At 72.4% G+C, this 25,660-nt stretch carries 27 protein-coding genes; 13 read left to right on the top strand and 14 right to left on the bottom strand.

Features of this window, described 5'->3' with window-relative positions; translation table 11 throughout:
• Positions 1 to 240: 240 nt before the first annotated feature.
• The 3 genes from ACZ56L_RS21395 to ACZ56L_RS21385 all read left to right on the top strand — a co-directional run bounded on the left by ACZ56L_RS21395 (position 241) and on the right by ACZ56L_RS21385 (position 1,708).
• Positions 241 to 882 carry a TetR/AcrR family transcriptional regulator gene (locus tag ACZ56L_RS21395; protein ID WP_345228558.1) on the top strand — a complete coding sequence of 214 codons (642 nt, stop codon included), beginning with the start codon at positions 241 to 243 and terminating at the stop codon, positions 880 to 882.
• 147 nt (positions 883 to 1,029) lie between these two features.
• Positions 1,030 to 1,257 carry a DUF3107 domain-containing protein gene (locus ACZ56L_RS21390; RefSeq protein ID WP_345228559.1) on the top strand — a complete coding sequence of 76 codons (228 nt, stop codon included), beginning with the start codon at positions 1,030 to 1,032 and terminating at the stop codon, positions 1,255 to 1,257.
• 181 nt (positions 1,258 to 1,438) lie between these two features.
• Positions 1,439 to 1,708 (top strand): hypothetical protein, encoded by a 270-nt coding sequence (locus ACZ56L_RS21385; protein ID WP_345228560.1) that lies wholly within the window; start codon positions 1,439 to 1,441, stop codon positions 1,706 to 1,708.
• Between the two features lie 82 nt (positions 1,709 to 1,790).
• Here the strand turns inward: ACZ56L_RS21385 and ACZ56L_RS21380 are convergent, their stop codons facing one another.
• Entirely contained in the window at positions 1,791 to 2,540 is a 750-nt protein-coding gene (locus tag ACZ56L_RS21380) for a ferritin-like fold-containing protein (protein ID WP_345228561.1), read from the bottom strand.
• A 526-nt stretch (positions 2,541 to 3,066) separates the two neighbouring features.
• Between ACZ56L_RS21380 and ACZ56L_RS21375 the strand changes: the two genes are divergently transcribed.
• On the top strand, positions 3,067 to 5,004 hold the full coding sequence (locus tag ACZ56L_RS21375; protein ID WP_471065611.1) for a DEAD/DEAH box helicase: 1,938 nt from the start codon (positions 3,067 to 3,069) through the stop codon (positions 5,002 to 5,004).
• An 82-nt stretch (positions 5,005 to 5,086) separates the two neighbouring features.
• On the opposite strand, the gene ACZ56L_RS21370 is transcribed toward ACZ56L_RS21375, so the two are convergent.
• Both ACZ56L_RS21370 and ACZ56L_RS21365 read right to left on the bottom strand, forming a co-directional pair.
• Positions 5,087 to 5,968, bottom strand: a complete 882-nt coding sequence (locus tag ACZ56L_RS21370; protein WP_345228563.1) for an alpha/beta fold hydrolase — start codon at positions 5,966 to 5,968, stop codon at positions 5,087 to 5,089.
• Between the two features lie 97 nt (positions 5,969 to 6,065).
• The gene (locus tag ACZ56L_RS21365) at positions 6,066 to 6,992 is read right to left on the bottom strand and encodes an NYN domain-containing protein (RefSeq protein ID WP_345228564.1); all 927 of its coding nucleotides are present in this window, start codon (positions 6,990 to 6,992) and stop codon (positions 6,066 to 6,068) included.
• A 223-nt stretch (positions 6,993 to 7,215) separates the two neighbouring features.
• On the opposite strand from ACZ56L_RS21365, the gene ACZ56L_RS21360 reads away from it, so the two are divergent.
• Positions 7,216 to 7,368 carry a hypothetical protein gene (locus tag ACZ56L_RS21360; protein WP_345228565.1) on the top strand — a complete coding sequence of 51 codons (153 nt, stop codon included), beginning with the start codon at positions 7,216 to 7,218 and terminating at the stop codon, positions 7,366 to 7,368.
• A 117-nt stretch (positions 7,369 to 7,485) separates the two neighbouring features.
• Here ACZ56L_RS21360 and ACZ56L_RS21355 read toward each other — a convergent pair whose 3' ends face one another.
• The 3 genes from ACZ56L_RS21355 to ACZ56L_RS21345 all read right to left on the bottom strand — a co-directional run bounded on the left by ACZ56L_RS21355 (position 7,486) and on the right by ACZ56L_RS21345 (position 10,046).
• On the bottom strand, positions 7,486 to 8,091 hold the full coding sequence (locus ACZ56L_RS21355) for a MarC family protein (RefSeq protein WP_345228566.1): 606 nt from the start codon (positions 8,089 to 8,091) through the stop codon (positions 7,486 to 7,488).
• A gap of 183 nt (positions 8,092 to 8,274) precedes the next feature.
• Entirely contained in the window at positions 8,275 to 9,141 is an 867-nt protein-coding gene (locus tag ACZ56L_RS21350; RefSeq protein WP_468686171.1) for a PHP domain-containing protein, read from the bottom strand.
• Between the two features lie 266 nt (positions 9,142 to 9,407).
• Positions 9,408 to 10,046: a DUF6758 family protein gene (locus ACZ56L_RS21345; RefSeq protein WP_345228568.1), complete on the bottom strand. Its 639-nt coding sequence runs from the start codon at positions 10,044 to 10,046 to the stop codon at positions 9,408 to 9,410.
• Positions 10,047 to 10,249: 203 nt separating this feature from the next.
• Here ACZ56L_RS21345 and ACZ56L_RS21340 point away from each other — a divergent pair, with 203 nt between their 5' ends.
• The gene (locus ACZ56L_RS21340; RefSeq protein WP_401756198.1) at positions 10,250 to 11,518 is read left to right on the top strand and encodes an MFS transporter; all 1,269 of its coding nucleotides are present in this window, start codon (positions 10,250 to 10,252) and stop codon (positions 11,516 to 11,518) included.
• Positions 11,519 to 11,654: 136 nt separating this feature from the next.
• A complete protein-coding gene (locus tag ACZ56L_RS21335; protein WP_471065606.1) occupies positions 11,655 to 12,008 on the top strand; it encodes a peptidoglycan-binding domain-containing protein in 354 nt (117 codons plus the stop codon).
• 199 nt (positions 12,009 to 12,207) lie between these two features.
• On the opposite strand, the gene ACZ56L_RS21330 is transcribed toward ACZ56L_RS21335, so the two are convergent.
• Positions 12,208 to 12,792, bottom strand: coding sequence for a suppressor of fused domain protein (locus ACZ56L_RS21330; protein ID WP_345228571.1), 585 nt, complete (start codon positions 12,790 to 12,792; stop codon positions 12,208 to 12,210).
• Positions 12,793 to 13,334: 542 nt separating this feature from the next.
• Between ACZ56L_RS21330 and ACZ56L_RS21325 the strand changes: the two genes are divergently transcribed.
• Both ACZ56L_RS21325 and ACZ56L_RS21320 read left to right on the top strand, forming a co-directional pair.
• Positions 13,335 to 14,447: a magnesium and cobalt transport protein CorA gene (locus ACZ56L_RS21325; RefSeq protein WP_401756204.1), complete on the top strand. Its 1,113-nt coding sequence runs from the start codon at positions 13,335 to 13,337 to the stop codon at positions 14,445 to 14,447.
• A gap of 35 nt (positions 14,448 to 14,482) precedes the next feature.
• A complete protein-coding gene (locus tag ACZ56L_RS21320) occupies positions 14,483 to 15,025 on the top strand; it encodes a hypothetical protein (RefSeq protein WP_471065603.1) in 543 nt (180 codons plus the stop codon).
• Here ACZ56L_RS21320 and ACZ56L_RS21315 read toward each other — a convergent pair.
• The gene (locus tag ACZ56L_RS21315; protein ID WP_401756210.1) at positions 15,022 to 15,789 is read right to left on the bottom strand and encodes a hypothetical protein; all 768 of its coding nucleotides are present in this window, start codon (positions 15,787 to 15,789) and stop codon (positions 15,022 to 15,024) included. The genes ACZ56L_RS21320 and ACZ56L_RS21315 overlap by 4 nt on opposite strands.
• A gap of 208 nt (positions 15,790 to 15,997) precedes the next feature.
• Between ACZ56L_RS21315 and ACZ56L_RS21310 the strand changes: the two genes are divergently transcribed.
• From ACZ56L_RS21310 to ACZ56L_RS21300, 3 genes are read left to right on the top strand one after another with little or no spacing between them, the layout of a single operon-like run.
• Positions 15,998 to 17,269, top strand: coding sequence for a magnesium transporter MgtE N-terminal domain-containing protein (locus ACZ56L_RS21310; protein WP_345229160.1), 1,272 nt, complete (start codon positions 15,998 to 16,000; stop codon positions 17,267 to 17,269).
• Positions 17,259 to 17,870, top strand: a complete 612-nt coding sequence (locus tag ACZ56L_RS21305) for a DUF1003 domain-containing protein (RefSeq protein ID WP_345228575.1) — start codon at positions 17,259 to 17,261, stop codon at positions 17,868 to 17,870. The genes ACZ56L_RS21310 and ACZ56L_RS21305 overlap by 11 nt, the downstream gene beginning before the upstream one ends.
• Positions 17,871 to 17,913: 43 nt before the next feature.
• Complete coding sequence (locus tag ACZ56L_RS21300) at positions 17,914 to 19,047, top strand: Mrp/NBP35 family ATP-binding protein (RefSeq protein ID WP_401756216.1); 1,134 nt, start codon at positions 17,914 to 17,916, stop codon at positions 19,045 to 19,047.
• Positions 19,048 to 19,165: 118 nt separating this feature from the next.
• On the opposite strand, the gene ACZ56L_RS21295 is transcribed toward ACZ56L_RS21300, so the two are convergent.
• From ACZ56L_RS21295 to sigE, 5 genes are all read right to left on the bottom strand, one after another.
• Positions 19,166 to 19,843, bottom strand: coding sequence for a hypothetical protein (locus ACZ56L_RS21295; RefSeq protein WP_345228577.1), 678 nt, complete (start codon positions 19,841 to 19,843; stop codon positions 19,166 to 19,168).
• A 243-nt stretch (positions 19,844 to 20,086) separates the two neighbouring features.
• Positions 20,087 to 20,557, bottom strand: a complete 471-nt coding sequence (locus tag ACZ56L_RS21290) for a sec-independent translocase (RefSeq protein WP_345228578.1) — start codon at positions 20,555 to 20,557, stop codon at positions 20,087 to 20,089.
• Positions 20,558 to 20,707: 150 nt separating this feature from the next.
• Positions 20,708 to 22,471 (bottom strand): S1C family serine protease, encoded by a 1,764-nt coding sequence (locus ACZ56L_RS21285; protein WP_471065600.1) that lies wholly within the window; start codon positions 22,469 to 22,471, stop codon positions 20,708 to 20,710.
• A gap of 122 nt (positions 22,472 to 22,593) precedes the next feature.
• Positions 22,594 to 23,634, bottom strand: coding sequence for an anti-sigma factor family protein (locus ACZ56L_RS21280; RefSeq protein ID WP_471065598.1), 1,041 nt, complete (start codon positions 23,632 to 23,634; stop codon positions 22,594 to 22,596).
• Positions 23,631 to 24,425 (bottom strand): RNA polymerase sigma factor SigE, encoded by a 795-nt coding sequence (gene sigE, locus ACZ56L_RS21275; protein ID WP_345228581.1) that lies wholly within the window; start codon positions 24,423 to 24,425, stop codon positions 23,631 to 23,633. The genes ACZ56L_RS21280 and sigE overlap by 4 nt, the downstream gene beginning before the upstream one ends.
• 151 nt (positions 24,426 to 24,576) lie before the next feature.
• Between sigE and ACZ56L_RS21270 the strand changes: the two genes are divergently transcribed.
• Positions 24,577 to 25,242, top strand: a complete 666-nt coding sequence (locus ACZ56L_RS21270; RefSeq protein WP_345228582.1) for an O-methyltransferase — start codon at positions 24,577 to 24,579, stop codon at positions 25,240 to 25,242.
• A gap of 147 nt (positions 25,243 to 25,389) precedes the next feature.
• On the opposite strand, the gene ACZ56L_RS21265 is transcribed toward ACZ56L_RS21270, so the two are convergent.
• Positions 25,390 to 25,557 carry a DUF3117 domain-containing protein gene (locus tag ACZ56L_RS21265; RefSeq protein WP_003966491.1) on the bottom strand — a complete coding sequence of 56 codons (168 nt, stop codon included), beginning with the start codon at positions 25,555 to 25,557 and terminating at the stop codon, positions 25,390 to 25,392.
• Between the last annotated feature and the right edge of the window lie 103 nt (positions 25,558 to 25,660).

Below are 25,660 nucleotides of genomic sequence, written 5' to 3'. Positions count from 1 at the left end.
GCGAGCACCGCGGGGAGGAGTCCCCTGAACGGGCCGACGAGGGCGGTCACCGCCGAGCGGACCCACTTCTCCGCATTTCGGCCGCCGCCCGCCCCTCCCGCGGTGTCCGCTCCGTGAAATTGTCCGTCCGCACCGCGCACAGGGGGGTTACCCAAAAGTACGATGGGCGACCGCGGCGCACATCACACGGAACAGCCGTGCGGTGAGAAGTCCGTGTAATGGAAAGACATGGGAGGCGGCGTGACAGCCACCGAGCAGACAGAGGCGGCACGTCCGCGGGGCACCCGCCTGCCACGCCGAGCCCGACGCAACCAGCTCCTGGGCGCGGCCCAGGAGGTCTTCGTCGCGCAGGGCTACCACGCGGCGGCGATGGACGACATCGCCGAGCGCGCCGGGGTCAGCAAGCCGGTGCTCTACCAGCACTTCCCCGGCAAGCTCGACCTGTACCTGGCGCTGCTGGACCAGCACTGCGAGTCGCTGCTCCAGGCGGTCCGCACCGCTCTCGCCTCGACCTCGGACAACAAGCTGCGCGTCGCGGCGACCATGGACGCCTACTTCGCGTACGTCCAGGACGAGGGCGGGGCCTTCCGCCTGGTCTTCGAGTCGGACCTGACGAACGAGCCCGCCGTGCGCGAGCGCGTGGACCGGGTCTCGCTCCAGTGCGCCGAGGCGATCAGCGAGGTGATCGCCGAGGACACCGGCCTGTCGAAGGACGAGTCGATGCTGCTGGCCGTGGGCCTGGGCGGGGTCTCGCAGGTGGTGGCCCGCTACTGGCTGTCCAGCGGCAGCACCATTCCGCGCGAGACGGCGGTCCAGTTGCTGACCTCGCTGGCCTGGCGCGGCATCGCGGGTTTCCCGCTGCACGGCTCCGAGCAGCACTGACGCACCGCACGGCCGACGGCGCCCGGAGCGGGCGTGTTCGCTCCCGGCGTTGCCCGGAAAGCGAATGACGTGCCCGCTCCGGGCTAATGTGTCTGGACGTACGGCGCGGTGGACCGCGCCGACCCGGATCGTCGGAGGGACATAGCCGTGGAGGTCAAGATCGGCGTGCAGCACGCACCCCGGGAGATCGTTCTGGAGAGCGGGCAGTCTGCCGAGGAGGTCGAGCGCGCCGTGGCCGACGCGCTGGCCGGCAAGGCACAGCTGCTCAGCCTGAACGACGAAAAGGGCCGCAGGGTCCTGGTGCCGGCGGACCGCATCGCCTACGTGGAGATCGGCGAGCAGGCGCAGCGTCGCGTGGGCTTCGGCGCCCTCTAGCAGTCGCACCGGTTACGTGCGCGGGGCCCGGCGGGATCAACCCGCCGGGCCCCGCGCACGTCTGCACTCCTGCCGGGCCGTTCAGGGTCCCGGGCGCTGAGGAGGGTTGCATTCCGCACCCTCCGGGTAAGACGGGCTACGACCCATTTGCCCACGTAGCAGTGCACAGGAGGGAACCGCGTTGATCTTGGAAGCTCTCGGCTCCGTCGTCCTGGGACTCGCCCTCGCCTGGGCCGCCCTCGCGCGGCTGCCCGAACGCCTGCCGTCCCGTCCGCTGGTCCTCACGGCGGGCCTCTTCGGCTCCCTGTTCGGCGCCTGGGTGGCCCACACGTCCGTCGGCCCGGGGCACCCCTTCGCCACCCTCGTCGGGGCGGCCGCGGTGGGAGCGGTGGCGCTCTCGCTGCTGCTGCGCCCCTCCGGACGCATCCGCCGCCGGTCCGCCGCGGCGTAGCGGACGACGGGGCCCGGCCTTTCGGCCGGGCCCCGTACCGTCGCGCCGCCGGCCTCGGCCCGGCGGTTCCGGCGCGCGAGGGTCAGGCCGCCAGCCCCAGCGCCGCCATCCGCTTGGTGTGCGCCTCGGTGATCCGGGAGAACATCCGGCCGACCTCCGCGAGGTCGAAGCCGTCCGCCACCCCGCCCACCAGCATGGTCGACAGCGAGTCGCGCTCGGCGACCACGCGCTGCGCCTGCGACAGCGCCTCGCCCATCAGCCGCCGCGCCCACAGCGCGAGCCGCCCGCCGACCCGCGGGTCGGCCTCGATGGCGGCGCGCACCTTCTCGACGGCGAAGTTGCCGTGCCCGGTGTCGTCCAGGACGGCGAGCACCAGCGAGCGGGTGTCGGTGTCCAGGCGGGCGGCGACCTCCCGGTAGAAGTCACTGGCGATCGAGTCGCCGACGTACGCCTTGACCAGGCCCTCCAGCCAGTCGGACGGGGCGGTCAGGAGGTGGAAGTCGTCCAGGGGCTTGGCGAAGGGCTCCATGGCGGCGGTGGGCTCGGCGTCGATGGCCGCCAGGCGGTCGCGCAGGCGCTCGAAGTGGTGGAACTCGGCGGAGGCCATCTTCGCCAGTTCCGCCTTGTCGCCCAGCGTCGGTGCCAGCTTGGCGTCCTCGGCGAGCCGCTCGAAGGCCGCCAGCTCTCCGTACGCGAGGGCGCCGAGCAGGTCGATCACCGCGTTGCGGTAGGTCGGCTCCACACTGGCCGTGGCCCAGTCCTGGGCGGCGATTCCGGTGGGTGCGGGGGCTTCGGTAGCGGCGGGTTCGGCGGGGGTGTCAGGCGTCTCCATGAACCGCACAATAGCCCGCGCGCAGGGGGAGGTAAGGGCCTGGTCAGTGCGGTGGGCACGGAACGCGCCCCGGGACACGTCCGCACCGCCGCCCCACTATTCCTACGAATTCACCCAACACACATGCGCGAATCCGGGGTACAGTGGTAATGCGCCTGCTGAGCATTCCCCGCGTACGCACCCCTGGTGCGCGCGCTCTGTGCAGGCCATCCGCATGAGGATGCCCGGTCGGTGGCCCGATCGGCTCCGACCCGACAGCCCTCCGTGCGATCGGTGCACAAGCACCACCGCAGACGAGGGAACCCTCAGCGACACGAGCGCTAGAGCAACGGCAGTGGTCCCGCGCCACCCGGTCCTCCCAAGGCCGGATGAGACCCAGGCACGGTACGACCCCCGTTGTTCGCCCCGAGTCGCGTCTCACAGAAGAGGCAGCACCCTGACTACGTTCCGTGACCTCGGCATTCTTTCCGAGACGGCCGAAGCCCTCGAGGCAGTCGGCATCACGTCCCCCTTCCCCATCCAGGAGATGACGCTTCCCGTCGCCCTCTCGGGCAGCGACGTCATCGGCCAGGCCAAGACCGGTACGGGCAAGACCCTCGGTTTCGGTCTCCCGCTCCTCGAGCGCGTCACCGTCCCCGCGGACGTCGAGGCGGGCCGGGCCAAGCCCGAGAAGCTCACCGACGCCCCGCAGGCCCTGGTCGTCGTCCCCACCCGCGAGCTGTGCCAGCAGGTCACCAACGACCTGCTGACCGCCGGCAAGGTGCGCAACGTCCGGGTCCTCGCGATCTACGGCGGCCGGGCGTACGAGCCCCAGGTGGAGGCGCTCAAGAAGGGCGTCGACATCATCGTCGGCACCCCGGGCCGTCTGCTCGACCTGGCGGGACAGAAGAAGCTCGACCTGTCCCACATCCGCGCGCTCGTCCTGGACGAGGCCGACGAGATGCTGGACCTGGGCTTCCTGCCGGACGTCGAGCGGATCATGAACATGCTGCCGGCCAAGCGGCAGACCATGCTCTTCTCCGCGACCATGCCCGGCGCCGTCATCGGCCTGGCCCGTCGCTACATGTCGCAGCCCACGCACATCAGCGCCACCTCGCCGGACGACGAGGGCGCGACCGTCAAGAACATCGCGCAGCACGTCTTCCGCGCCCACAACATGGACAAGCCGGAGCTGGTCTCCCGCATCCTCCAGGCCGAGGGCCGCGGCCTCGCGATGATCTTCTGCCGTACCAAGCGGACCGCCGCCGACATCGCCGAGCAGCTGGAGAAGCGCGGCTTCGCGTCCGGCGCCGTGCACGGCGACCTCGGCCAGGGCGCCCGCGAGCAGGCGCTGCGCGCCTTCCGCAACGGCAAGGTCGACGTGCTGGTCTGCACCGACGTGGCCGCCCGCGGCATCGACGTCGAGGGCGTGACGCACGTCATCAACTACCAGACGCCCGAGGACGAGAAGACCTACCTGCACCGCGTGGGCCGCACCGGCCGCGCGGGCAACAAGGGCATCGCCGTCACCCTGGTCGACTGGGACGACATCCCGCGCTGGAAGCTCATCAACAAGGCGCTGGACCTCCCGTTCGACGAGCCGGAGGAGACGTACTCCACGTCCCCGCACCTGTACGAGATCCTCTCCATCCCCGCGGGCACGAAGGGCATACTGCCTCGGGCCGAGCGGACCCGTGCGGGTCTGCGCGCGGAAGAGGTCGAGGACCTGGGCGAGACGGGCGGCCGCGGCCGCAAGTCCGCGCCCGCCGCCGCTGCCGCCGCCGTGGTCGAGGACCGTCCGGCCCGCACGCGCACCCCGCGCCAGCGTCGCCGTACGCGTGGCGGCTCGGAGCTGGGACCGGAGACGACCGCGGCCCCCGTGACCCCCGCCGCTGAGGCCACCGAGGCCGCCGAGGCCCCGGAGGCGTCGGAGCCGCGCACGCCGCGCCGCCGCCGTCGCACCCGGGCCGCCGTACCCGCGGTGGCGGAGGCTCCCGTGGCCGAGGCCGCCGAGCCCGTGGCCGTCGCGCAGACCCCCGTCGCGCAGACTCCCGTCGCCGAGGCCCCCGTCGAGGAGGCCCCGGCCAAGAAGACCGTCCGCAAGCGGACCGTGAAGGTCACCGCGCCCGCGCCGGAGGCCGACGAGGTCCCGGTCAAGCGCGCTCCCCGGGCCCGGGCGCCGCGTGCCAAGGCCACGCCGGCCGTGGAGGCGGCGCAGGCGGTCGAGGCTCCGGTACGTCCGCGGCTGAAGCGCCCGGTGCGTGCGCGGGTCTCGGCGGAGCCGGAGGTCGACTTCCAGATGGCCCCGATGCCGGAGCCCGAGCCGACGCAGCCGCGCCGCCGCACGTCGACGCGGGCGTCCTCCGCCGCGTCCGCCTCGAAGCCGAGTTCGGAGAAGCCGAAGTCCGTGGAGTCGGCCGCGGAGGGCGAGGCCAAGCCGCGCCGCCGCCGCACGACCCGCAAGCCGGCCCAGCAGGAGAGCTGATCCCCGGCACGACGCCCTGACGCCGACGGCCCCGCTCCCCCTCACCGGGGGGCGGGGCCGTCGGCGTGAGCGGGGCCGTCGGTCAGGCGAAACGGTTCCAGAAGGCGACGAGGGCCTCGGCCGTGTCGTGCGGGTTGTCCGTGTTGGGCGAGTGGCCGGCGTCCTTGACGACCGTGCGGTGCGCGTCCAGGCGCACCGCCATGTCGTCGAGGAGCGGCACGGGCCAGGTGTCGTCCTGCGTCCCGGAGACCACGTGCACCGGCAGCCCGGTGGCCCGCACCTCGGCGACCCGGTCCGGCTCCACCCTGAGCGCGCGCGCCGTCGCGATGAGCTGGGCGGGGCTGTGCAGCAGCCAGCGGCGGCGCAGGGCGGCCTCCAGGGCCGGGTCCTCCGTCGTGCGCGCCGCCTCCCCGGGCTCCTCCGGGGCGGGGGTCTCCAGGGCCTGCACGGCGTCCCAGACCTCGCCCATGGTCATGAACCCGAGGGCCTGGGACAGCAGCGCGGCCTTCTCCTGCTGCGCGGGGTCGATCTCGGCGGGTCCCGAGGACATGAGGGTCAGGGTGCGGAAGGGCGCCGGGTCGAGAATCGCGGCGGCCCGGGCGATCTGGCCGCCGAGGGAGTGACCGAGGAGGTGGAGCGGGCCCGCGCCGTCGAGCGCCTGCGCCTGGGCGAGGACGTCCGACGCCAACTCGCCCTGCGCGTAGGGCGCTTGGTCCTCCTTCGGCCCCGGCGACTCGTACTGTCCCCGCCCGTCCACCGCGACCGCGCGGTACCCGGCGTCGGCGAGGGGGCGCAGGACGGTGATGAAGTCCTCCTTGCTGCCGGTGAAGCCGGGGAGGAGGAGGGCGGTGCCCCGGGGCGTCCCGTCCGGTCTCGCGTCGAGTACGGCGAAGGCGCCGCGCTCCGTGCGGAGGGGAGCGGCGTGGACGCCGGGGGGCGGGGTAAAGGTGGGCGGCCTGCTCATGCGGTCGAGGCTACCGGTGGGTTCGCGGCAGGCGGCGCTCCCCGGCACGCCGGGCGCCGCGCGCCCGCGCCGCCCGGCGACGGGCCCCGGCCCCGCGCTAGTACTGCGACTGCAAGTGCTGCCAGAACCCGTCCCGCAGCGACCTGCGCAGGTCCGAGTGCCCCCGCAGCGACCGCTGGAGCATCCGCTCCGCCTCCACCAGGAGTTCCTGGTCCACCGGCCCCGGCAGGTACGGCCGTCCCGGCAGCAGCTCGCCCAGCTCCTGCCGCCCGCGCTCGGCGAGCCACTTCGCGGCGATCTGCGCGCCCAGGAAGCGCACCTCCTCGCGCTTGGGCGTCGGCCCGTTCTCCTGCTCGTAGGTGGTCACCGGACGGCGGGTGACGTACGGCTTGCAGAAGTCGAGGTCGAAGGTGCGCTGGCTGTCGACCTCCCAGAGCAGCGGCTCGGCCTGGTTGCGGCCGTCGCCCGCCTCGATGCCCCAGAGGTGGACGCGCGCCCCGTAGCCCTGTGCCGCCTCGACCGCCGAGACGAGGTCCTCGTCGCCGCCGACCAGGGCCGCGTCGCTGATCGCGCGGTGCCGGGCGAGGGACTCCAGGTCCGTGCGGATCAGGGAGTCGACGCCCTTCTGCTGGTTGTTGGCGTTGAGGTTGCCGAGGCGGACCTTGACGTCGGGGAGTTCCGCGATGGACTGCTGCTCGGTGGTGTGGATGCGGCGCCGGGCGCCGTCGTACCAGTACACCCGGAGCAGCCGGCTGTCGGCGAAGATCGTGCGGGCCTTGTCGATGAAGGCCTCGATCAGGCCCTCCGCGTCCAGGTCGAAGGAGCGCCGGTCCTCGGTGCCGGTGACCAGGAGGCCGGCCGCCGCGTAGACGTAGCCCGCGTCCACGAAGATCGCGTGGGTGGAGGGGGTCTTGGCGACCTCCGCGAGCACGCGCGTGAGGAGTTCGTTGGTGCGGTCCAGCCGGGCGGAGATCCTGGCGAGGTCGGTGGGGTCGGAGAGGCCCGAAGGCTGTGCGTCGTCCATACGGGTCCCATTGTCCGGGGCGCCGAGACCGGCGCACAACCGGCGCTCCCCGCGCCCTCTACCGGAGGGTAGTTAGCCTGGCGAAAATTTTCTTTAGTGTAGGGAATGTTTTTCGGGGGAGACTGGTTGTACCCCTTGGAACGCAACGGCAACCCCGCCCACGCGTGCCCCTTACATTCACCCCCAGTTCTCCAGCAGGAGGATCAGACGAAGGGAGAAGCGCATGCGCTTCGAAATCATGCGCCTGGACGATGTGGACGGCACCGCCGTCGACAGCACCGTCGTGGACGCCGCCTCCGTCAACCGGATCGTGCAGCAGGCCGCCGCTGTCGGCCAGCGCATCTACATCCGCCCGGCCGTCACCACGGCCTCGTAATACGTAAGACGACGCAAGACGACGCAGTGGACAGACATGAAGAGGAACGCCCCCGTGCACGAACGGCACGGGGGCGTTTTCCGTGGCCGCGGCCACACGGCCGGGCCGCCTTGGAGCTCAGCTCCCCTGGATCACCTGCGTGACCCCGTTGATGATCTGCTGCACGGCCAGCGCGGAGAGCATCATGCCCGCGAGCCGCGTCACGAGCACCACACCGCCCTCCTTGATCACACGGATGATCACCAGCGAGAAGCGCATCGCCAGCCACAGCACCAGGTGCATCGCGATGATGGCCGCCCACACCGAGATCTGACCGGTGAGGCCGTCGTTGTGCTGCACCGCGAGGATCACCGAGACGATCGCGCCGGGCCCGGCGAGCAGCGGCATGCCCAGCGGCACGAGGGCGATGTTGACGTCCTTGGTCTGCGTGGGCTCCTCGTTCTTGCCGGTGAGCAGGTCCAGCGCGATCAGCAGCAGGAGCAGCCCGCCCGCGATCATCAGCGCGGGGACGGAGATGTGCAGGTAGTCGAGGATCTGCTGGCCGATGATCCCGAAGACGGTGATCACGCCGAAGGCGACGGCCACCGCCTGCCAGGCCATCCTGCGCTGCACCTTGGCGGGGCGGCCCGAGGTCAGTCCGAGGAAGATCGGGGTGATCCCCGGGGGGTCCATGATCACGAAGAGGGTGAGGAACAGGGAGCCGAAGACGGCGAAGTCGAGCACAGGAGAGCCTTGCGGTCAGGGCCGTGCGGGCGGGCGCGGGCGCACGCGGACACGGCTCCGTACGGAACATGAGGGGGGTGGGGGTTTTGTCGTACGACACCGGGGAGCCCGGCGTCGGCAGGCGCGCCCGGGGCGAACGGGTGCCCGGGACGTGCGCGGCGCACAGGCCGCGCCGAACGCGCCCTACGCGCGCGGGCGTCCGCCCGCGCCCGGCACCGGGAAGGCGCCGGTCGCACGGCGGGTGATCTCGCCGTAGACGTCGGGGTGGGTGGTGTAGTCCCCGAGCCGGACGGTCTTGCGGGAGCCGTGGTAGTCGCTGGAGCCGGTGACCAGGAGGTCGTGCTCGGCGGCGAACGCACGCAGGCGGGCCCGGTCGGACTCGTCGTGGTCCATGTGGTCGACCTCGATGCCGTCGAGACCGGCGGCGGCCAGCTCGGCGATCGAGGTCAGCGGCACCGTGTCGCCGCGCTTGGCGGCGCCGGGGTGCGCGAAGACGGTGACGCCGCCGGCGGCCTTGACCAGGCGGACGGCGGTGAAGGGGTCCAGCTCGTGCTTGTCGACGTACGCGCGCCCGTCGTTGGCCAGCCACTCGGAGGTGAAGGCGGCCGAGACGTCCCGGACGACGCCGAGTTCCACGAGGGCCTCGGCGATGTGCGGGCGGCCGAGGGAGGCGTCGCCCGCGATCCGGGCGACCTGCTCCCAGGTGATCGGCACGCCGAGGTCCTGGAGCTTGGCGACCATGCCCCGGGCGCGCGGCACCCGGTCGTCCCGGACGAGCTCGCGCTCGCGGGCGAACTCGGGCTCCTCGGGGTCGAAGAGGTACGCCAGCATGTGCAGGCCCGTGCCGTCGAGGCGGCAGGACAGCTCGGCGCCGGTGACCAGGGTCAGACCGGCGGGGAGGTGGGCGATCGCCTCGGCGTGACCGCGCACCGAGTCGTGGTCGGTGAGGGCGACGACGTCGAGCCCGGCGGCCGCCGCGTTGCGGACCAGTTCGGCGGGGGTGTCCGTGCCGTCGGACGCCGTGGAGTGGGTGTGCAGGTCGATACGCACGCGCTTGGCTCCAGGGGGGCGGGACGGACAGAGGGGACGTTCAAGGGTAACTGGGATTCGAACACCCCAGATCAAACCCCCGGCCACCCTCGGCGCAAGCTCCCGGCCGTCCTCGGCGCAAGCCGCCGACCGCCCTCGGCCCAAGCCCCGGCCACCCTCCGCGCAAGCCGCCGACCGCCCTCTGCCCAAGCCCCCGGCCGCCCTCGGCCCAAGCTCCCGGCCGCCCCGGCCGAACCCCTGCGTCTCCAGCAGAAGCCTCGGCCCGTCTACAGCAGAAGCCTCGGCGACAGCGCCCCGCACGGCAGCAGTTCGACCTCCGCCCCCGCGTCCCGCAGATCGGTGAGCACCAGCTCGTCGTACATCAGCAGCCCCGACTGCTCCGGCCACACGACGGCCCACAGCCACAGCCCGCGCGCCTCCCCCGCGAACACCGCGCGGTCGGCGGGCGTGCCGGAGACGTGCCAGAGCGGGGTGGGGCGGCCGGCCGCGAGGAGCTTGGTGTGCGGCGGCTTCTCCATGGCGATGTGCGGCCCGGGGTCGGGGCCGTCGATGCCCGCGTACCTCGCGCCGAGTCCGACCCCCAGCTCCTCGGCCACCAGCAGGAGTTCGCCGAATCCGCCGAGCGGTCCGGGGCCCGAGCAGGCCACCGCCGTGGCGCGTCCGCCGCTGCGGTCGTCGCCCGCGTACGCGATCCCGCTGAACAGCCAGCCCACCGGCAGCGGCCATGGCATCCACACGGGCACCCGCGCCCGGTTCACCGCGACCGAGAGCGCTTCGACGCTGGGCGGCAGCACCGGCTGGAGCGGATTGACCGCCCCGTGAACGCCGCACTGCCAGGTATCGGCGAAGAGACCGGGCGCCCTGACCCGGCCTCCGCACTTCGGGCAACTGGGTTCGCCCCTCATAGCGCCCAACAGTCCTCCCCGGTCGACGCCGCGTCAAGGACGATCACCCGTCCGGCGCGCACCGCCTTCCGGCACGCCCTGCCGCGCTCCCCCGATGTCTCCCCCACCCCTTGCCGCCCAAAACTAGATGTAGCTTGCATTCATTAGCCGACCTAACTTATTGTTTGTATATCGCAACGATCTAGTGGAGAGCGAGAGAAGCCATGCAGCACGGTGCGGGCAAGCCAGGAGCTCCCGAAACCGCCCCCAGCGACTCGTTGGCCGAGGGCGCGGGCAGCATCCTGCGCCAGCCGAAGGCGGTCTGGGCGACGGCCGGCGCGTCCGTCGTCGCCTTCATGGGCATCGGGCTCGTCGACCCGATCCTGCCGTCCATCGCCAAGGGCCTGGCCGCGTCCCCCAGCCAGGTGTCGCTGCTCTTCACCTCGTACTTCCTGATCACCGCCGTCGCGATGCTGGTCACCGGCTTCGTCTCCAGCCGGATCGGCGGCCGCAGGACGCTGCTCGCCGGACTCGCGCTGGTCGTCGTCTTCGCCGCGCTCTCCGGCACCTCGGGTTCGGTCGGCGAGCTGGTCGGCTTCCGGGCGGGCTGGGGCCTGGGCAACGCGCTCTTCGTCTCCACCTCGCTCGCCGTGATCGTGGGCGCCGCGGCCGGCGGCAGCGCCGCCGCGATCCTGCTGTACGAGTCGGCGCTCGGCCTCGGCATGGCGTGCGGCCCGCTGCTCGGCGCGGCCCTCGGCAACGCGAGCTGGCGCTACCCGTTCTTCGGCACCGCGGCCCTGATGGCCGTCGGCTTCGTGTGCATCACCGCGTTCCTGAGGGAACAGCCGAAGCCCGCCCGCAAGACCTCGCTGCTCGACCCGCTCAAGGCCCTCGGCCACGGCGGACTCGCCTCGGTCGCCGCCTCCGCGTTCTTCTACAACTACGCGTTCTTCACCATCCTGGCCTTCACCCCGTTCGTCCTGAACATGACGCCGTACAAGTCCGGCGCGGTCTTCTTCGCCTGGGGCCTGCTGCTCGCGGTCTTCTCGGTGCTGGTCGCCCCGCGGATGCAGCAGCGGTTCGGCTCGCTGAAGGTGCTGGGCGCCTCACTGGTCCTGCTCGCCGTCGACCTGCTGGTCCTGGGCTTCGGCAGCCACTCGACCGCCGTCGTGGCGACGATCGTCTCCGGTGCGTTCATCGGCGTGAACAACACCGTCTACACGGAACTGGCGCTCGGCGTCTCGGACGCCCCCCGGCCGGTGGCCAGCGCGGGCTACAACTTCGTCCGCTGGTTCGCGGCGGCCGCCGCCCCCTTCCTCGCCCCGAAGATCGAGGAGTGGAGCAACGTCCACGTCCCGTTCGTGGTCGCCGCGGTCACGGCGGTGCTCGGCGCGGCGGTCGTCCTGGTCCGCCGGAAGGCCCTCGCCCAGGAGGCCGAGGAACTCCAGCCGGCGCACGCCACCGAGGACGGCGTGAGCGTCTTCGCCGGCTGACCACCGCCGCCGCGCGCCCCGGGTTTCCCCGTGCGTTGCCCGTTTCCCGTTCCGGTGGGCGACGCCCGGGGGCTGGCCAGGCATACCGTCCGCGGCCCACGGTCGTAGCGCAGAACTCCGTACGAAGGGGAAGCGCATGAAGAAGCTGTTCACCGCCCTGGCCTCGGCCGTCCTGGTCCTCGGGCTGGGCGTCGGCGCCGCCGGCACCGCGGGGGCCGTCGCACCCGCCGCCGCACCGCAGGTCGTGGCCAGAAGCTGCGGGTACTACAACGGCACCCAGCTCACCGTCCGGGGCCACACCGGAGACCGGGTCCGCGAGGTGCAGTGCCTGCTGGTGCACGTGTGGGGCATCGGCGTCGGCCCGCAGGGCGTCGACGGGAAGTTCGGGGCGAACACCGAGGGCGCGGTGCGCCAGTTCCAGCAGTGGTACGGCGGACTCGCCGTCGACGGGAAGGTGGGCGTGAACACCTGGGCGGCGCTGCGCAGTTAGCGGCAGCCGTACGAACGCGGGGCCCGGCCGGCAGGACCACCGGCCGGGCCCCTTCGCGCGATGCACCCGCCTTCCGTTCAACAGGCTTCCGCGACACGCCCGCCTTCCGCGCGGCACGCCTCCCGCTCCCGCGACACGCCCGACGACGTACCGCGGTCGAACCCGACAGCGAATTCCGGCCGGTTCCCACCGCCCGGAATCAGTCCAGCGGGACGCCCGCGCGCAGCGGGTCGCGAAGGTCCGTGCCGTGCGCGAGCCAGCGCTCCTGGAGTTCCTGCGCGCCCTTCACGCGCTTCCACGCCGCCTCGTTCTGCGTCATCGGCAGCAGGGGCAGGAAGCGGACCGGGTCCATCGGGTCGTCCAGTTCCAGGTCCTCCACCAGCCCGCCGCCCTCCGCCACCAGTACGGAGCTGAAGGGCGCCCCCGGCCACAGCGGCCCGCCCACGTCAAGGGACGCCCCTGGCGCCACGATCAGGCCCTCCACCTGCGGGGACGCGGCCAGGACGGCGAGCGGCCGCAGCACCTTGTCGGTGTCGGCGAGCCCGGCCCGCACCGACAGGACCAGCTCGGCGCGCGGGCCCTTGACGGGGTCGGCGAGGGCGGCCGTCGGGTCGGTCATCGGGGCGGCCGACATGCCGAGGGTGGCGTACCGGACGAGGTCGCCGTCCAGGAAACGCAGCACCTCGATCCGGTCCGTGCCGAGGAACGTGACGGCCGCGCGCGCGTCCGGTTCGCCCAAGGCCGTCCGCAGTCGGGCTTCCACCAGCGCAAGAACATCTCCCATGGTCCGCGAGCATAGGCGGCGTATGGAACGGGCAAAGGAGAGCCGTGGCGGGGCTTGACACCGAGGACGGCTGGTAACCTGGGCCGCTGAATCGGGGCAGCTCGCAGAAGCGTTGCTTTCCAGCCCCGTGGGCCTGAAGGAATCGTCGTCCCTCACGGGGGACCGGCCGGAGGAGGTGGGACTGCGGTGGACCGAAGTCGGCCCGGTAGTACCAACCGCTCTTCCGTACCCCCTCTGCCCCACGCGGCCTGAAGCGTCGCACGCGGTCCGAGGTTTCGTACCCGGCCCTTCGAGCACGGAAACATCCGCGCTCCTCGGGACGCACGCAGGGCTCCGCGCCCGACGGGCACGACGGAAGAGCACATCGATCTCACCTGATTTGCCTGATCCGTGTCTGAGCGAACGCCGTCACCGCGACCTCGCGGTGCCGCCCGCTTTGCCGACGTGCACGCTGGAACGCCACGACGCCGTGGCGCCGCACGTCTCCATTCCGGGCAGTGCCACGCGACCCGCCCGACGGCTTCTCCGTGAAGGAGCCCGCCATGTCGATGATCCGTGACCTGCGCGCAGTGGTCCGTCCGTCCCTGCGCAAGAGCCCCACCGTCTACACCAACTACGACGCCACCCGCGACCACTCCGCGAGCAGTGCCGTCGTGGACTGCGCCGTCTACCGCGACGGCCGCCGCATGAAGGAGTGCACGACCCCGCACGAGGCGATGATCCGCGTACGGGAGTCCGGCGAGGGCTTCGCGTGGATCGGCCTGCACGAGCCGACCGAGGCGGAGTTCGCGGGCATCGCGGCCGAGTTCGGGCTGCACCCGCTGGCCGTGGAGGACGCGGTGCACGCGCACCAGCGGCCCAAGCTGGAGCGGTACGACGACACCCTGTTCACCGTCTTCAAGACCATCCACTACGTCGAGCACACCGAACTGACCGCGACCAGCCAGGTCGTGGAGACCGGCGAGGTGATGTGCTTCACCGGCCGGGACTTCGTGATCACCGTCCGGCACGGCGGCAAGGGCTCGCTGCGGACGCTGCGCCACCGCCTCCAGGACGACCCGGAACTCCTCTCCAAGGGGCCCTCCGCCGTTCTGCACTCGATCGCCGACCACGTGGTCGACGGGTACATCGCGGTCGCCAACGCCGTGCAGGACGACATCGACGAGGTGGAGATCGATGTCTTCTCCGCCCCGGCCAAGGGCAGCTCGCGGGGTGCGGACGCGGGCCGGATCTACCAGCTCAAGCGCGAGGTCCTGGAGTTCAAGCGGGCGGTCGCCCCGCTCCTGCGCCCCATGCAGCAGCTCAGCGAGCGGCCGATGCGGCTGATCGACCCGGACATCCAGAAGTACTTCCGGGACGTGGCCGACCACCTGGCCCGGGTCCACGAGCAGGTCGTGGGCTTCGACGAACTCCTCAACTCGATCCTCCAGGCCAACCTCGCGCAGGCGACGGTCGCCCAGAACGAGGACATGCGCAAGATCACCTCCTGGGCGGCGATCGTCGCCGTGCCGACGATGATCTGCGGCGTCTACGGCATGAACTTCGACCACATGCCGGAACTCCACTGGAAGTACGGCTACCCGATGGTGCTGGGCGGCATCGCGCTGGTGTGCCTGGGCATCCACCGCGCCCTCAAGCGCAACGGCTGGCTGTAGGGGGCGGGTGGCGGAGAGCTGAGTAGGGTGACCCCATGTCGCAGCCCCCGGCCCCCCGCCAGAACCTCCTCGACCAGGCCCTGCTCGACCAGGCCCTCGTCGAGGAGGCCACCAAGAAGTCCGGGCTCGTCTGGGTCCGGGGAACCGGGCCCGCCCGGGCCCTGTGGCACGTCTGGCTCGACGGGGCCCTGCACCTCGTCGGGGACGGGCCGGGCGAGCAGCCGTTCCCCGGCCTCGACGACGGCTCGGTCGCGCAGGTGACCGTACGCAGCAAGGACAAGGGCGGGCGGCTCGTCGCCTGGACCGCCCTGGTCAAGGAGCTGACCGCCGGCACCGAGGAGTGGGACGCCGCCGTCGCGGAGCTGAAGGGCAAGCGCCTGAACGCCCCCGACGCCGAGCGGATGACCGACCGCTGGGCCCGTGAGTGCCGCGTCCTGCGCCTCACCCCGCAGCCCGGCCTCCAGCCGCTGCCCGAGGGCGATCTGGCCGCCGCCCCGCTCCCGTCGTCCGCGACGACCCGCCGCCCCGTCCCGGCCGGCCTGCCGAAGCTGCTCCTGAAGCGGAAGCGGAAGCGCTAGTCGCGGGCCTTGGGGAGCTGGCGGCCGTAGTCGACCGTCAGGTCCTTCGGGGGCGGGGTCAGAGGGAAGTCCTTGTCCCAGTCGGCGAGCTGGACCACGCCCGCGCCGCCCGCGCGGGCCAGGCGCAGCGGATAGGGCTTCTTTTCGAGGGACACGGCCAGGGCGCCGCCCTGGCCGTCCTCGCCGCCGACGACCTTGATGGTGCGCATGCCGGTGATCGTCTCGCGGTCGCCCTTGGTGGGGGTGCCGTTGAGGCCGAGGAGACCGTCGAGCAGCACGGCCTTGTCGGTGAAGCCGCGGAACTGTTCGTACGCCGGGTCGCCCTTGGGCACCTTGACGTACTTGTCCTCCAGCTTGTCCGCCGCCTCCTCGTCCTCCTTCTTGAAGGTCGCGCCGGGCTTGGTGGCGTCGTGCCGCCAGAAGTCGGCGCCCGCCTTCATGAAGAGTTCGTCCCGGATGCGGAGCAGCTCGAAGGTGGAGTCCTTGGTGGTGACGGAGCCGGTGCCGCCGGTGTCCTTCAGCCGCATGTTCAGCTTGTACGTGCCGCCCTTGCTGATGAACGTGCCGGTCAGGCGTACCGCGGTGGCCGCCTTCGCCGTCGCGCGGGCCTTGCCCTCGATCTCGGCGGCGCTCAGCCTGCCGACCCCGTTGGTTCCCTCGTCCAGGTCCTCACCGCACCCCGCGAGCCCCGCCGCGAGACCGGCGCACACCGCACCGGCGAGTACGGCCCTGCGTGCGCGGGCTGCCGGGGGGAATGCGGTCACGGTCGGCACTGCCTCTCCTCAAGGGGTCCGGTGGTCCGGTTTGGCAGAGGGCAGCGTACCCGGGCCGTCCCCGTCGGCAGGCAGGCAGCCGTACGGGCCGCCCGGCAGAGCGGCAGTGATCGTCACGGGCTAGCCTGAAGCCGGTGTCCGGCGTATTTGCAGACAAATGCGCGAGCGTGTGAAGGATGAGGACGAGGAGGCGGTCGGTATGGCGGCAGGGGCGCCCCGCGTCTTTGTCTCGCACCTGGCCGGGGTGCCGGTCTTCGACCCCAACGGCGACCAGGTGGGGCGGGTGCGCGACCTGGTGGCCATGCTGCGGGTGGGGCGCAGGCCCCCGAGGCTGCTGGGGCTGGTGGTGGAGGTGGTGAGCCGGCGGAGGATCTTCCTGCCGATGACCCGGGTGACCGGTGTCGAGTCCGGCCAGGTCATCACCACCGGCGTCGTCAACATGCGGCGCTTCGAGCAGCGGCCCACCGAGCGCCTGGTGCTGGGCGAGCTGCTCGACCGGCGGGTGCGGCTGGTGGAGGACGGCGAGGAGGTCACCGTCCTGGACGTGGCCATCGCGCAGTTGCCGGCCCGCCGGGACTGGGAGATCGACAAGGTCTTCGTCCGGAAGGGCAAGATCGGCGCGCTGCGGAGGAAGGGCGAGACCCTGACGGTGGAGTGGTCGGCCGTCACCGGGTTCTCGCTGGAGGAGCACGGGCAGGGCGCGGAGAACCTGCTCGCCGCGTACGAGCGGCTGCGCCCCACCGACCTGGCCAACGCCCTGCACCACCTCACCCCCAAGCGGCGTGCCGAGGTGGCCTCGGCGCTCGACGACGACCGGCTGGCGGACGTGCTGGAGGAGCTGCCGGAGGACGACTCGATCGAGATCCTCGGCAAGCTCAAGGAGGAGCGGGCCGCCGACGTCCTGGAGGCGATGGACCCGGACGACGCCGCCGACCTGCTCTCCGAGCTGCCCGAGGAGGACAAGGAGCGGCTGCTGACGCTGATGCGGCCGGACGACGCGGCCGATGTGCGCAGGCTCCTGTCGTACGAGGAGCGGACGGCCGGCGGTCTGATGACCACCGAGCCGATCGTGCTGCGGCCCGACGCGACGGTCGCGGACGCGCTCGCCCGCGTACGGCAGCAGGACCTCTCCCCCGCGCTGGCGGCGCAGGTGTACGTGTGCCGGCCGCCGGACGAGACGCCCACGGGCAAGTACCTGGGCACCGTGCACTTCCAGCGGCTGCTGCGGGAGCCACCGGGGACCCTGGTCAGCTCGGTGGTGGAGTCCGACCTTCCGCCGCTGTCGCCGGACACCCCGCTGCCCGCCGTGACCAGCTATCTCGCCGCGTACAACATGGTCGCCGCCCCCGTCGTGGACGAGGGCGGGGCGCTGCTGGGCGCGGTGACGGTGGACGACGTACTGGACCACCTGCTGCCGGAGGACTGGCGGGAGACCGAGTTCAACCCGGGGGGTGTCGTCGGTGGCCGCTAAGCCAAACAGGCAGGGGGGCGAGCCCCGGGGTGGTGAGGGCAGGGAGCGCACGCGTCCCCAGACCGGCGCGAGCGCGCTTCCGCGCGCCTCCCGCGTACGACTGGATCAGCCGAAAGCGCCCCGTACCCGCCTGCTGCCCGAGTGGGACCCGGAGGCGTTCGGCCGTTTCTCGGAGCGCATCGCCCGCTTCCTCGGGACGGGCCGGTTCATCGTCTGGATGACCGCGGTCATCATCGTCTGGGTGCTGTGGAACGTCTTCGCGCCGAAGGACCTGCGCTTCGACGAGTTCCCCTTCATCTTCCTGACGCTGGCGCTCTCCCTCCAGGCGTCGTACGCGGCCCCCTTGATCCTCCTCGCGCAGAACCGCCAGGACGACCGGGACCGGGTCACGCACGAACAGGACCGCAAGCAGAACGAGCGCTCGATCGCCGACACCGAATACCTCACACGGGAGATCGCGGCGCTGCGGATGGGCCTCGGCGAGGTCGCCACCCGCGACTGGATCCGCTCCGAACTCCAGGACCTGGTCAAGGAGTTGGAGGAGCGGCGGACCGTATTCCCGGCGGAGGCGGTGCACCGGAGTGACGAACCCGACCGTTGACCGGGCTTCCCGCTCCCCGGCCGGGCCGCCGTAGTATCGGAGCATGGTTACGGAAGACGCGGTGCGCGAAGCACTGGCGACGGTGAACGACCCCGAGATCCACCGGCCGATCACTGAACTCGGCATGGTGAAATCGGTCGAGATCGGTGCGGACGGAACGGTCGCCGTCGCGGTCTATCTGACCGTCTCCGGCTGCCCGATGCGCGAGACGATCACCACCAACGTCCGTGCGGCCGTCGAGCGGGTCGAGGGCGTCACCGCCGTCACCGTCGAGCTCGACGTGATGAGCGACGAGCAGCGCAAGGAACTCGCGGGCGCGCTGCGCGGCGGCACCGCCGAGCGCGAGGTCCCCTTCGCCCAGCCCGGCTCGCTGACCCGGGTGTACGCGGTGGCCTCCGGCAAGGGCGGCGTCGGGAAGTCCTCGGTGACCGTCAACCTGGCCGCCGCGATGGCCGCCGACGGGCTCAAGGTCGGCGTCGTGGACGCGGACATCTACGGCCACAGCGTGCCCCGCATGCTGGGCGTGGAAGGCCGCCCCACCCAGGTCGAGAACATGATCATGCCGCCGTCGGCGAACGGCGTGAAGGTCATCTCCATCGGGATGTTCACCCCGGGCAACGCGCCGGTCGTGTGGCGCGGCCCGATGCTGCACCGCGCGCTCCAGCAGTTCCTGGCGGACGTGTACTGGGGCGACCTGGACGTCCTGCTGCTCGACCTGCCGCCGGGCACCGGTGACATCGCCATCTCCGTGGCGCAGCTCGTCCCGAACGCCGAGATCCTCGTCGTCACCACCCCGCAGCAGGCCGCCGCCGAGGTCGCCGAGCGCGCCGGGTCCATCGCCGTGCAGACGCACCAGAAGATCGTCGGCGTGGTCGAGAACATGTCGGGCATGCCGTGCCCGCACTGCGACGAGATCGTCGACGTGTTCGGCACGGGCGGCGGCGAGCGCGTCGCCGAGGGGCTGACCAGGACCACCGGTGCGACCGTCCCCGTCCTGGGCTCCATTCCGATCGACGTGCGCCTGCGCGAGGGCGGCGACGACGGCCGTCCCGTCGTGCTGACCGACCCGGACTCCCCGGCCGGTTCCGCGCTGCGGGCCATCGCGGGCAAGCTGGGCGGCCGGGCGCGCGGGCTGTCGGGGATGTCGCTGGGCATCACGCCGCGCAACAAGTTCTGACCCGCTCGCGGGTACGTGGGTAAGGGGCGGCCTCCGGGAGGCCGCCCCTTACGCGTGTCCGCTCAGCCCTCGTACGTCACGCGGACCTGTTCAGTCCTCGTACGTCACGCGTGCGTGCTCAGCTCTCGTACGTCGTGATGTCCTTGACCACCGAGAAGCCGAGCCCGTACGCGCTCATGCCGCGGCCGTACGCCCCGATGTGGACGCCGGACCCCGTGGACCCGGCGAGCACCCAGCCGTACTCGGACTCGCGGTAGTGGAAGGGCGTCGGCACCCCGTCGACCGGCAGCGACAGCGCCGACCAGTCGGGGCCCTCCAGGTCGTCGGCCAGCTCGAAGGAGACCTCGGTCTGCTGGTCCAGCCAGTTGTCCCGCATCGAGTGGTCGAGCTGCGCGGGCCAGGTCTGCGAGAGCAGCCCGGCCCCGGCCAGCCAGGCGGCGGAGGACACCGTGGTGGCCTCCAGGGTGCCCGTGCCGTCACCGCTGCGGCGTACCGGGGAGGCGGCGACGGTCACCACGACCGCGAAGCGCTCCTTCTCGGGCCCCTCCTCGCCTGAGGTCTTTATCGTCGGCTCGTCGCCGTGGCCCATCGCGCCGTGCTGGACGGTGCCGTCGGCCGCGGTGCCGACCTGCATCAGCCAGCGGCGGCCGATGAAGGCCTCGTCCAGTCCGTACCAGGGGAAGGGGGCGCGCAGATAGCCGTCGACCGTACGCCGGGCCGCCGGAACCCCTTCCGTGGTGGATCCACCGGGCGCACCGGAATTCTCCTGCGCCCCTGCCCGACTCGTCGTCTCCATCTGCCCGGCCGCCTCCTCGATCGTCGAGTCCGGTGCGGCCCGCCCCCCTCGGGCGTCCTGCTACCGGAACAGATGGAGAATAGCCAACCCTCCGCCGACACCTCCGCCGACGGGCCGTCAGCACCCCGAACCCGAGGGGCGGGAGGGGCACGCCCCTTCCGCTGCCGGCCCGCTGCCGGGAGTCCCCGGGCAGCAGAAAGGGGCCGTGCGCCTCGGCGCCGGCCCCCGGGTCCCCGTGCCCCCTCAGGTCGTGTCGGGGTCGAACACCGGCCGTTCCTCCTTGCGGAGGTTCGCCGGGGCCGCCGGCCCGTCCTTCTTCGTCAGATCCGCCCTGGGCGCCTCGGTCCCGGGGTCGTCGGACGGCGTGCGCGCGGCGGGCCGCGACTTCCCGTTCACCACGTCCGTGACTTCCTGCAGCTCTCCGCGCAGGTCGAAGCTCTCCCGGATCTCCTTGAGCCCGAGGTCGTCGCCGCCGTGCTCGGCGAGCTGCTTGCGCACGAAGGTCTTCGGGTTCAGGTCCTCGAACTCGAAGTCCTTGAACTCCGGTCCCAGCTCACTGCGGATGTCCTGCTTCGCGCTCTCCGAGAACTCCCGGATCTTGCGGATGGTCCGCGTGGCGTCCTGGATCAGCTTCGGCAGCTTGTCCGGGCCGAAGATGAGCACGGCGAGCACCGCGAGCGTCAACAGCTCCAGTCCGCCTATGTCTGTGAACACCTTGCAGCTCCTTGGATTCTCCGGGCTCGTTCCACGGTACCCGCCCGAGCTGTCCGGACGGTACCTCCAGGTGACGCCCGGCTGCCGCCCGCAGGGCCGTTCGGCGTCGTCCGGCCCCGTCCCGGCGGTGTGCGCCGGATGCGGCAAAGGTCAGGAATCTCCTGCCGATCCGAGCACCAGGGCCACCATCCGCTCCTTGCCGTCCCGCACCAGGGTCAGGCCCATCCGCTCCCCCGGACGCTTTGACCTGATCTTGACGATCAGCTCCTCGCCGCTGTGCACCCGCTGCCCGTCGACCTTGGTGATGACGTCGCCGGGCTTGATGCCCGCCTTGGCGCCGGGGCCGCCCGGGGTGACCGCCGGGGTGTCGTTGGCACCCTTCGCGCCGACCTTGGCGCCGTCGCCGGTGAACTTCATGTCGAGGGAGACGCCGATCACCGGGTGGGTGGCCCTGCCGGTGCTGATCAGTTCCTCGGCGACCCGCTTGGCCTGGTTGATCGGGATGGCGAAACCGAGGCCGATGCTGCCCGCCTGGCCGCTGTCGAGGCCGCCGGTGTCGGGGCCGCGGATGGCGCTGTTGACGCCGATCACCCGGGCCTGGGAGTCGACGAGCGGTCCGCCGGAGTTGCCGGGGTTGATCGGGGCGTCGGTCTGGAGGGCGTCGACGTAGCTGACGTCACTGCCGTCGCCCTTCTCGCCGCCCGCGGTGATCGGACGCTGCTTGGCGCTGATGATGCCCGCGGTGACGGTGTTCTGGAGGTCGAAGGGGGCGCCGATGGCGACCACCGGATCGCCGACGCGGACGTTGTCGGAGTTGCCGAGCGGCAGCGGCTTCATCCCGGAGACGCCGGTGACCTTCACCACGGCGAGGTCGTAACCGCTGTCCTTGCCGACCAGCTTGGCGCGGGCGCTCTCGCCGCCGCTGAAGGTGAGGGAGATGACACCGCTCTTGCCGGCCGGCTCCACCACGTGGTTGTTGGTGAGGATGTGGCCCTTGTCGTCGAGGACGAACCCGGTGCCGGTGCCCTTGCCGCTGCTGCCGCTGACGTGGAAGGTGACGACGCTGGGCAGGGCGCTGGCGGCGATGCCCGCGACGGTGTCGGGCGCGCGGTCGGCGGGCGCCTTCCCGGCCTGCGGCAGGCGTACGGAGTCGCCGCCGAAGCCGTCGTTGCGCTCGATGTACGCGCCGACGCCGCCGCCGACGCCGCCCGCGACCAGCGCGATCACCAGGGCCCCGGCGAACAGTCCGCCGCGCCGCCGCTTCCTGGACGGCTCCCCGCCGTACGTCAGGGCCTGCGGAGGGGCCGCGCTCCACGGGTCGTACTGGAGCCACTGGGACGGCGGGTGGCCCTGCGGGCCGGTGCCGTGCGGGGGGTGGGGGGTCTGCCGGTGTTCCGGCCCCCGCTCGCCGGCGAGCTGCGCCGGCGGTACGGGGGCGTCCTGGGCCGGGGCCGGGCGCTGCACCGGAGGCGCGGGGGCCCAGGGTCCGGGCTCGCCGTAGGGCGGTGTGCCGTACGGGTCGGGATCGTGCAGGGGCCTGCCCCCGCCGCCGGGCCCGGGGACCGGAGCACTGCCGGCGGGCTCGCCCGCCGGAACCTCGCCGTGGCCCGGGACCTGCCCGGCGGCCGAGTGGCCGGTGGCGCGCCGCGCCGGTATCGCCTCCTGGGACACGCCCGCCGGGGGCACGTCATGGCGGAGCGCGGCGTCCGCCGGGGGCCGCGCCGCGTCCGGGACCTGGTCTGGGCCTTGGCCCTGCCCCTGGCCCGGAGCGTTCCCGTTCGCGGAGGACGCCGCGTCCGGCCGTGCGTCCGGAGCCCGCTCCGGTGCCGGCGGGGTCGTCCCGTCCGTGGGCTTCCCCGGCGCGGGGCGGCTCCACCACTTCGCCCGTGGTCCGCCGGGCCTGCCCTCGTCCATGCTCTCCCCCGCAACTGGCCTGGGCCCCAGCCCAAGGCGGCGGGAACCGGTCTGCGCGCCCGTTGGCGGGCACCCCTGCCCTGGATTCAACCAGGTTTGCGACGGCGCGCGCAGAGTGCGGGTCAGCGACTGCGGGAAACGGAGAGCTCGGACGCGGGCGGCGCGGCCAGGTGCCCCGGCGCCGACGGTGTCGCCGTGGGTGCGGGCGTGGGCCCGCGGCCCTTCAGCGGCAGGGCGTACGAGGTGTCCGCGAGGGGGGCGGGGAGGGAGACGGGGAACATCCGCAGCCCCCGGTCCCAGCGGCCCTGACCGCGCAGCAGCCCGTGCGGCGGCCCCTGCTGGGCCCCGGACGAACGCGCCGTCAGTCCGGCGGCGTACGGAACGGGAGGCGCGGCGGCCGTGCCCGCCCGGTTGCCGGACGTGGCCGACAGAAGCGTCGCTCCGCCGGCGTTCGCCGTACCGAGTCCGGCCCCGCCGACACTGGCCGCACCGCCCTGACGGCGGCTGCTGTCGGTGCCGCCGGCCGGGGTCGCGGCCCGGGTCGGCACGAGGCCGCCCGCCCGCTCGCCCCTGGCGGTGGGGTTGCCGGAGGTCTCCGCGGGCAGTGCGCCGCCGAGCGCGATCGCGGCCAGGGACACCGCGCTCGCCGCGGCGAACGCGAACCTGCGCGGCCTGCGCCCGCCGGACCGCTCGCTCTCGGGCCTGCCGACCTCGTGGATGCGGAAGCCCCGGTCACGGGAGGCGTCGGGCAGGACGCCCGGGTGGCCGCCCCGGGGCTCGTAACCGATCCGGCCGCCGAAGCCCAGCGGGTCCTCGGGGGCGTAGACCCCGAAGGCCGTGCCCTCGCCGAATCTTCTGCGGCCCGGAGGCCCGTCGCCCGGTCCGTCCGTGTCCTTGTGGTCCTCGTGGTCCCGGGGGGTCTCGGGGCCGCCCGGCAGGCCCTGGAGCCGGGCCAGGAAGCCCGCGGAGGGGGCAGGGGGGGCGCTGCGCGCGAAGACATCCTTGAGCCTGCGCTGCGCGTCGGCCTCGGCCTTGCACTTGGCACAGGTCGCCAGGTGGGCCAGGACCCGCTCGCGCGCGTCGTGCCCGAGTTCGCCGTCCACCAGGGCGGCGAGCCGGTCCCCGAGGTGCTGTTCCGCCGGGGTGGGCCGGGATCCGCTCACCCGAGACCCCCCTCTCCGGCAGGAGAGGGCACGAGGGGCAGGCCCGCGCCCACCGACGCCATCGCGCGCTGCTCGGCACGGGCCTGGGGGGAACGGTGCTTGAGCGCCTTGCGCAGGTGGGAGCGGCCGCGGTGGATGCGGCTGCGGACCGTGCCGAGCTTCACGCCGAGGGTCGCGGCGATCTCCTCGTACGACAGTCCCTCGATGTCGCAGAGCACGACGGCGGCCCGGAACTCGGGCGCCAGGGTGTCCAGCGCCTGCTGCACGTCCGCGTCGAAGTGGGTGTCCTGGAAGGCCTGCTGGGGCGACGGGTCGCGGCTGGGCAGCCGCTCGGCCGCGTCGTCGCCGAGCGAGTCGAAACGGATGCGCTGCTTGCGGCGCACCATGTCCAGGAAGAGGTTGGTCGTGATCCGGTGCAGCCAGCCCTCGAAAGTGCCGGGCGTGTACGTCGACAGCGAACGGAAGACCCGGACGAAGACTTCCTGGGTCAGGTCCTCCGCGTCGTGCTGATTGCCCGTCAGGCGGTAGGCCAGGCGGTAGACGCGGGTGCTGTGCGTGCTGACGATCTCCTCCCAGGTGGGAGGCGTCCACGTCTCCTCCGCGTCCGAGAAGTCAGCGAAGGCCGCCGTCGTGGCGACGGGGGCGGTGGAGGTGGAACGGTCAGCGGTGTCGGTCACGGATTTCGGCTCGCCCGCAGACCTGAAGAAGCGTTTGAGCACTCCTCCCCGATCACCGGCCGCAGCCGCACCTCCCCTGTCGGCTCTGGTGGTGTCCAGTGGAGCCCCTACCATAACCACCTCGCCCGTTAGCTCCGGATAAGAGTCTTTGCGTGAATTTTGGGACCCTTGCCGGTCCCGGTCCCCGTGTTCCATCTGTCCCCCCGTCCCCTCCCAACGACCGGTCCCATCTGCGAGTTCCCGACTCCAGCGGATACAGTCACCGTTGCGCCAACTACGGGGACAGGAGAGGGTCATTACCGCCAACCGGCAGACGAGCTGGGCGTTCGCCGACGCCTACGTCGCCGAGGACGACACTCTGCGCTGGGCCCGGGACCGGGCCCGGGACGCGGGCGTCCCCTCGGTGTCCCCGGGCACCGGTGCCGCGCTGCGGCTGCTGGCCGGAACGGCGGACGCCAAGGCCGTCGCCGAAATCGGTACGGGCACCGGCGTGTCCGGCATCTACCTGCTGCACGGGATGCGCCCCGACGGAGTGCTGACCACCGTCGACCTGGAGCCCGAGCGGCAGGGCTTCGCCAAGCAGGCCTTCCGCTCGGCAGGCTTCGCGGGCAACCGGGCGCGCTTCATCCCCGGCCGCGCCCTGGACGTACTGCCGCGGCTGGCGGACGGCGGGTACGACCTCGTCTTCTGCGACGGCGACCGGCTGGAGTCGCTGGACTACCTCGCTGAATCGTTGCGGCTGCTGCGGCCCGGCGGCCTGGTGTGCTTCGAGGGCGTCTTCGCGGACGGCCGCACGGTGGACTCCGCCGCCCAGCCCGCCGAGGTGCTGCGGCTGCGGGAACTGCTGCGCACGGTGCGCGAGTCGACCGAACTGGTGTCCTCACTGGTGCCGGTGGGCGACGGGCTGCTGTGCGCGGTGCGCAGGGGCTGAGCGGGCCGGCTCCGCTCCTGGGAGGCCACCGCTGCCCCCCCCGGGGGCACGCCCTCGCCGCCCCCGGAACGCACCACTGCCCCGGTGACACGCTCACGCGTGGCCGGGGCAGTGGAGAGATGTAGAGCGCTATTCCGCCTTCAGGCGTTAGCCGACGACCTTCTTCAGGGCGTCGCCGAGTGCATCGGCCTCGTCCGGAGTCAGCTCGACGACAAGTCGACCGCCGCCTTCGAGCGGAACGCGCATGACGATGCCCCGCCCCTCCTTGGTCACCTCGAGCGGGCCGTCGCCCGTCCGCGGCTTCATGGCCGCCATGCTCGTTCCCCTTCCTGAAACCAGCTCACGCAGCCGACAACCCAGGTGTCACCGGCATCGAACACATTGCTTCCAGGCCATTATCCCGCATCGCAGGACCCAA

The organism is Streptomyces sp. NPDC039736 (assembly GCF_055596485.1).
Note: the sequence above shows the minus strand (reverse complement) of the source record. Positions and strands in the feature narration are given on the sequence as shown.

Coding starts and splice junctions, on each gene's coding strand:
- ACZ56L_RS21340 (WP_401756198.1), top strand. CDS start 10,250: ATGCAGCACGGTGCGGGCAAGCCAGGAGCTCCCGAAACCGCCCCCAGC.
- ACZ56L_RS21330 (WP_345228571.1), bottom strand. CDS start 12,792: ATGGGAGATGTTCTTGCGCTGGTGGAAGCCCGACTGCGGACGGCCTTG.
- ACZ56L_RS21320 (WP_471065603.1), top strand. CDS start 14,483: ATGTCGCAGCCCCCGGCCCCCCGCCAGAACCTCCTCGACCAGGCCCTG.
- sigE (WP_345228581.1), bottom strand. CDS start 24,425: ATGGTAGGGGCTCCACTGGACACCACCAGAGCCGACAGGGGAGGTGCG.
- ACZ56L_RS21375 (WP_471065611.1), top strand. CDS start 3,067: ATGACGCTTCCCGTCGCCCTCTCGGGCAGCGACGTCATCGGCCAGGCC.
- ACZ56L_RS21335 (WP_471065606.1), top strand. CDS start 11,655: ATGAAGAAGCTGTTCACCGCCCTGGCCTCGGCCGTCCTGGTCCTCGGG.
- ACZ56L_RS21365 (WP_345228564.1), bottom strand. CDS start 6,992: ATGGACGACGCACAGCCTTCGGGCCTCTCCGACCCCACCGACCTCGCC.
- ACZ56L_RS21295 (WP_345228577.1), bottom strand. CDS start 19,843: ATGGAGACGACGAGTCGGGCAGGGGCGCAGGAGAATTCCGGTGCGCCC.
- ACZ56L_RS21265 (WP_003966491.1), bottom strand. CDS start 25,557: ATGGCGGCCATGAAGCCGCGGACGGGCGACGGCCCGCTCGAGGTGACC.
- ACZ56L_RS21345 (WP_345228568.1), bottom strand. CDS start 10,046: ATGAGGGGCGAACCCAGTTGCCCGAAGTGCGGAGGCCGGGTCAGGGCG.
- ACZ56L_RS21360 (WP_345228565.1), top strand. CDS start 7,216: ATGCGCTTCGAAATCATGCGCCTGGACGATGTGGACGGCACCGCCGTC.
- ACZ56L_RS21310 (WP_345229160.1), top strand. CDS start 15,998: ATGGCGGCAGGGGCGCCCCGCGTCTTTGTCTCGCACCTGGCCGGGGTG.
- ACZ56L_RS21300 (WP_401756216.1), top strand. CDS start 17,914: ATGGTTACGGAAGACGCGGTGCGCGAAGCACTGGCGACGGTGAACGAC.
- ACZ56L_RS21380 (WP_345228561.1), bottom strand. CDS start 2,540: ATGGAGACGCCTGACACCCCCGCCGAACCCGCCGCTACCGAAGCCCCC.
- ACZ56L_RS21285 (WP_471065600.1), bottom strand. CDS start 22,471: ATGGACGAGGGCAGGCCCGGCGGACCACGGGCGAAGTGGTGGAGCCGC.
- ACZ56L_RS21370 (WP_345228563.1), bottom strand. CDS start 5,968: ATGAGCAGGCCGCCCACCTTTACCCCGCCCCCCGGCGTCCACGCCGCT.
- ACZ56L_RS21325 (WP_401756204.1), top strand. CDS start 13,335: ATGTCGATGATCCGTGACCTGCGCGCAGTGGTCCGTCCGTCCCTGCGC.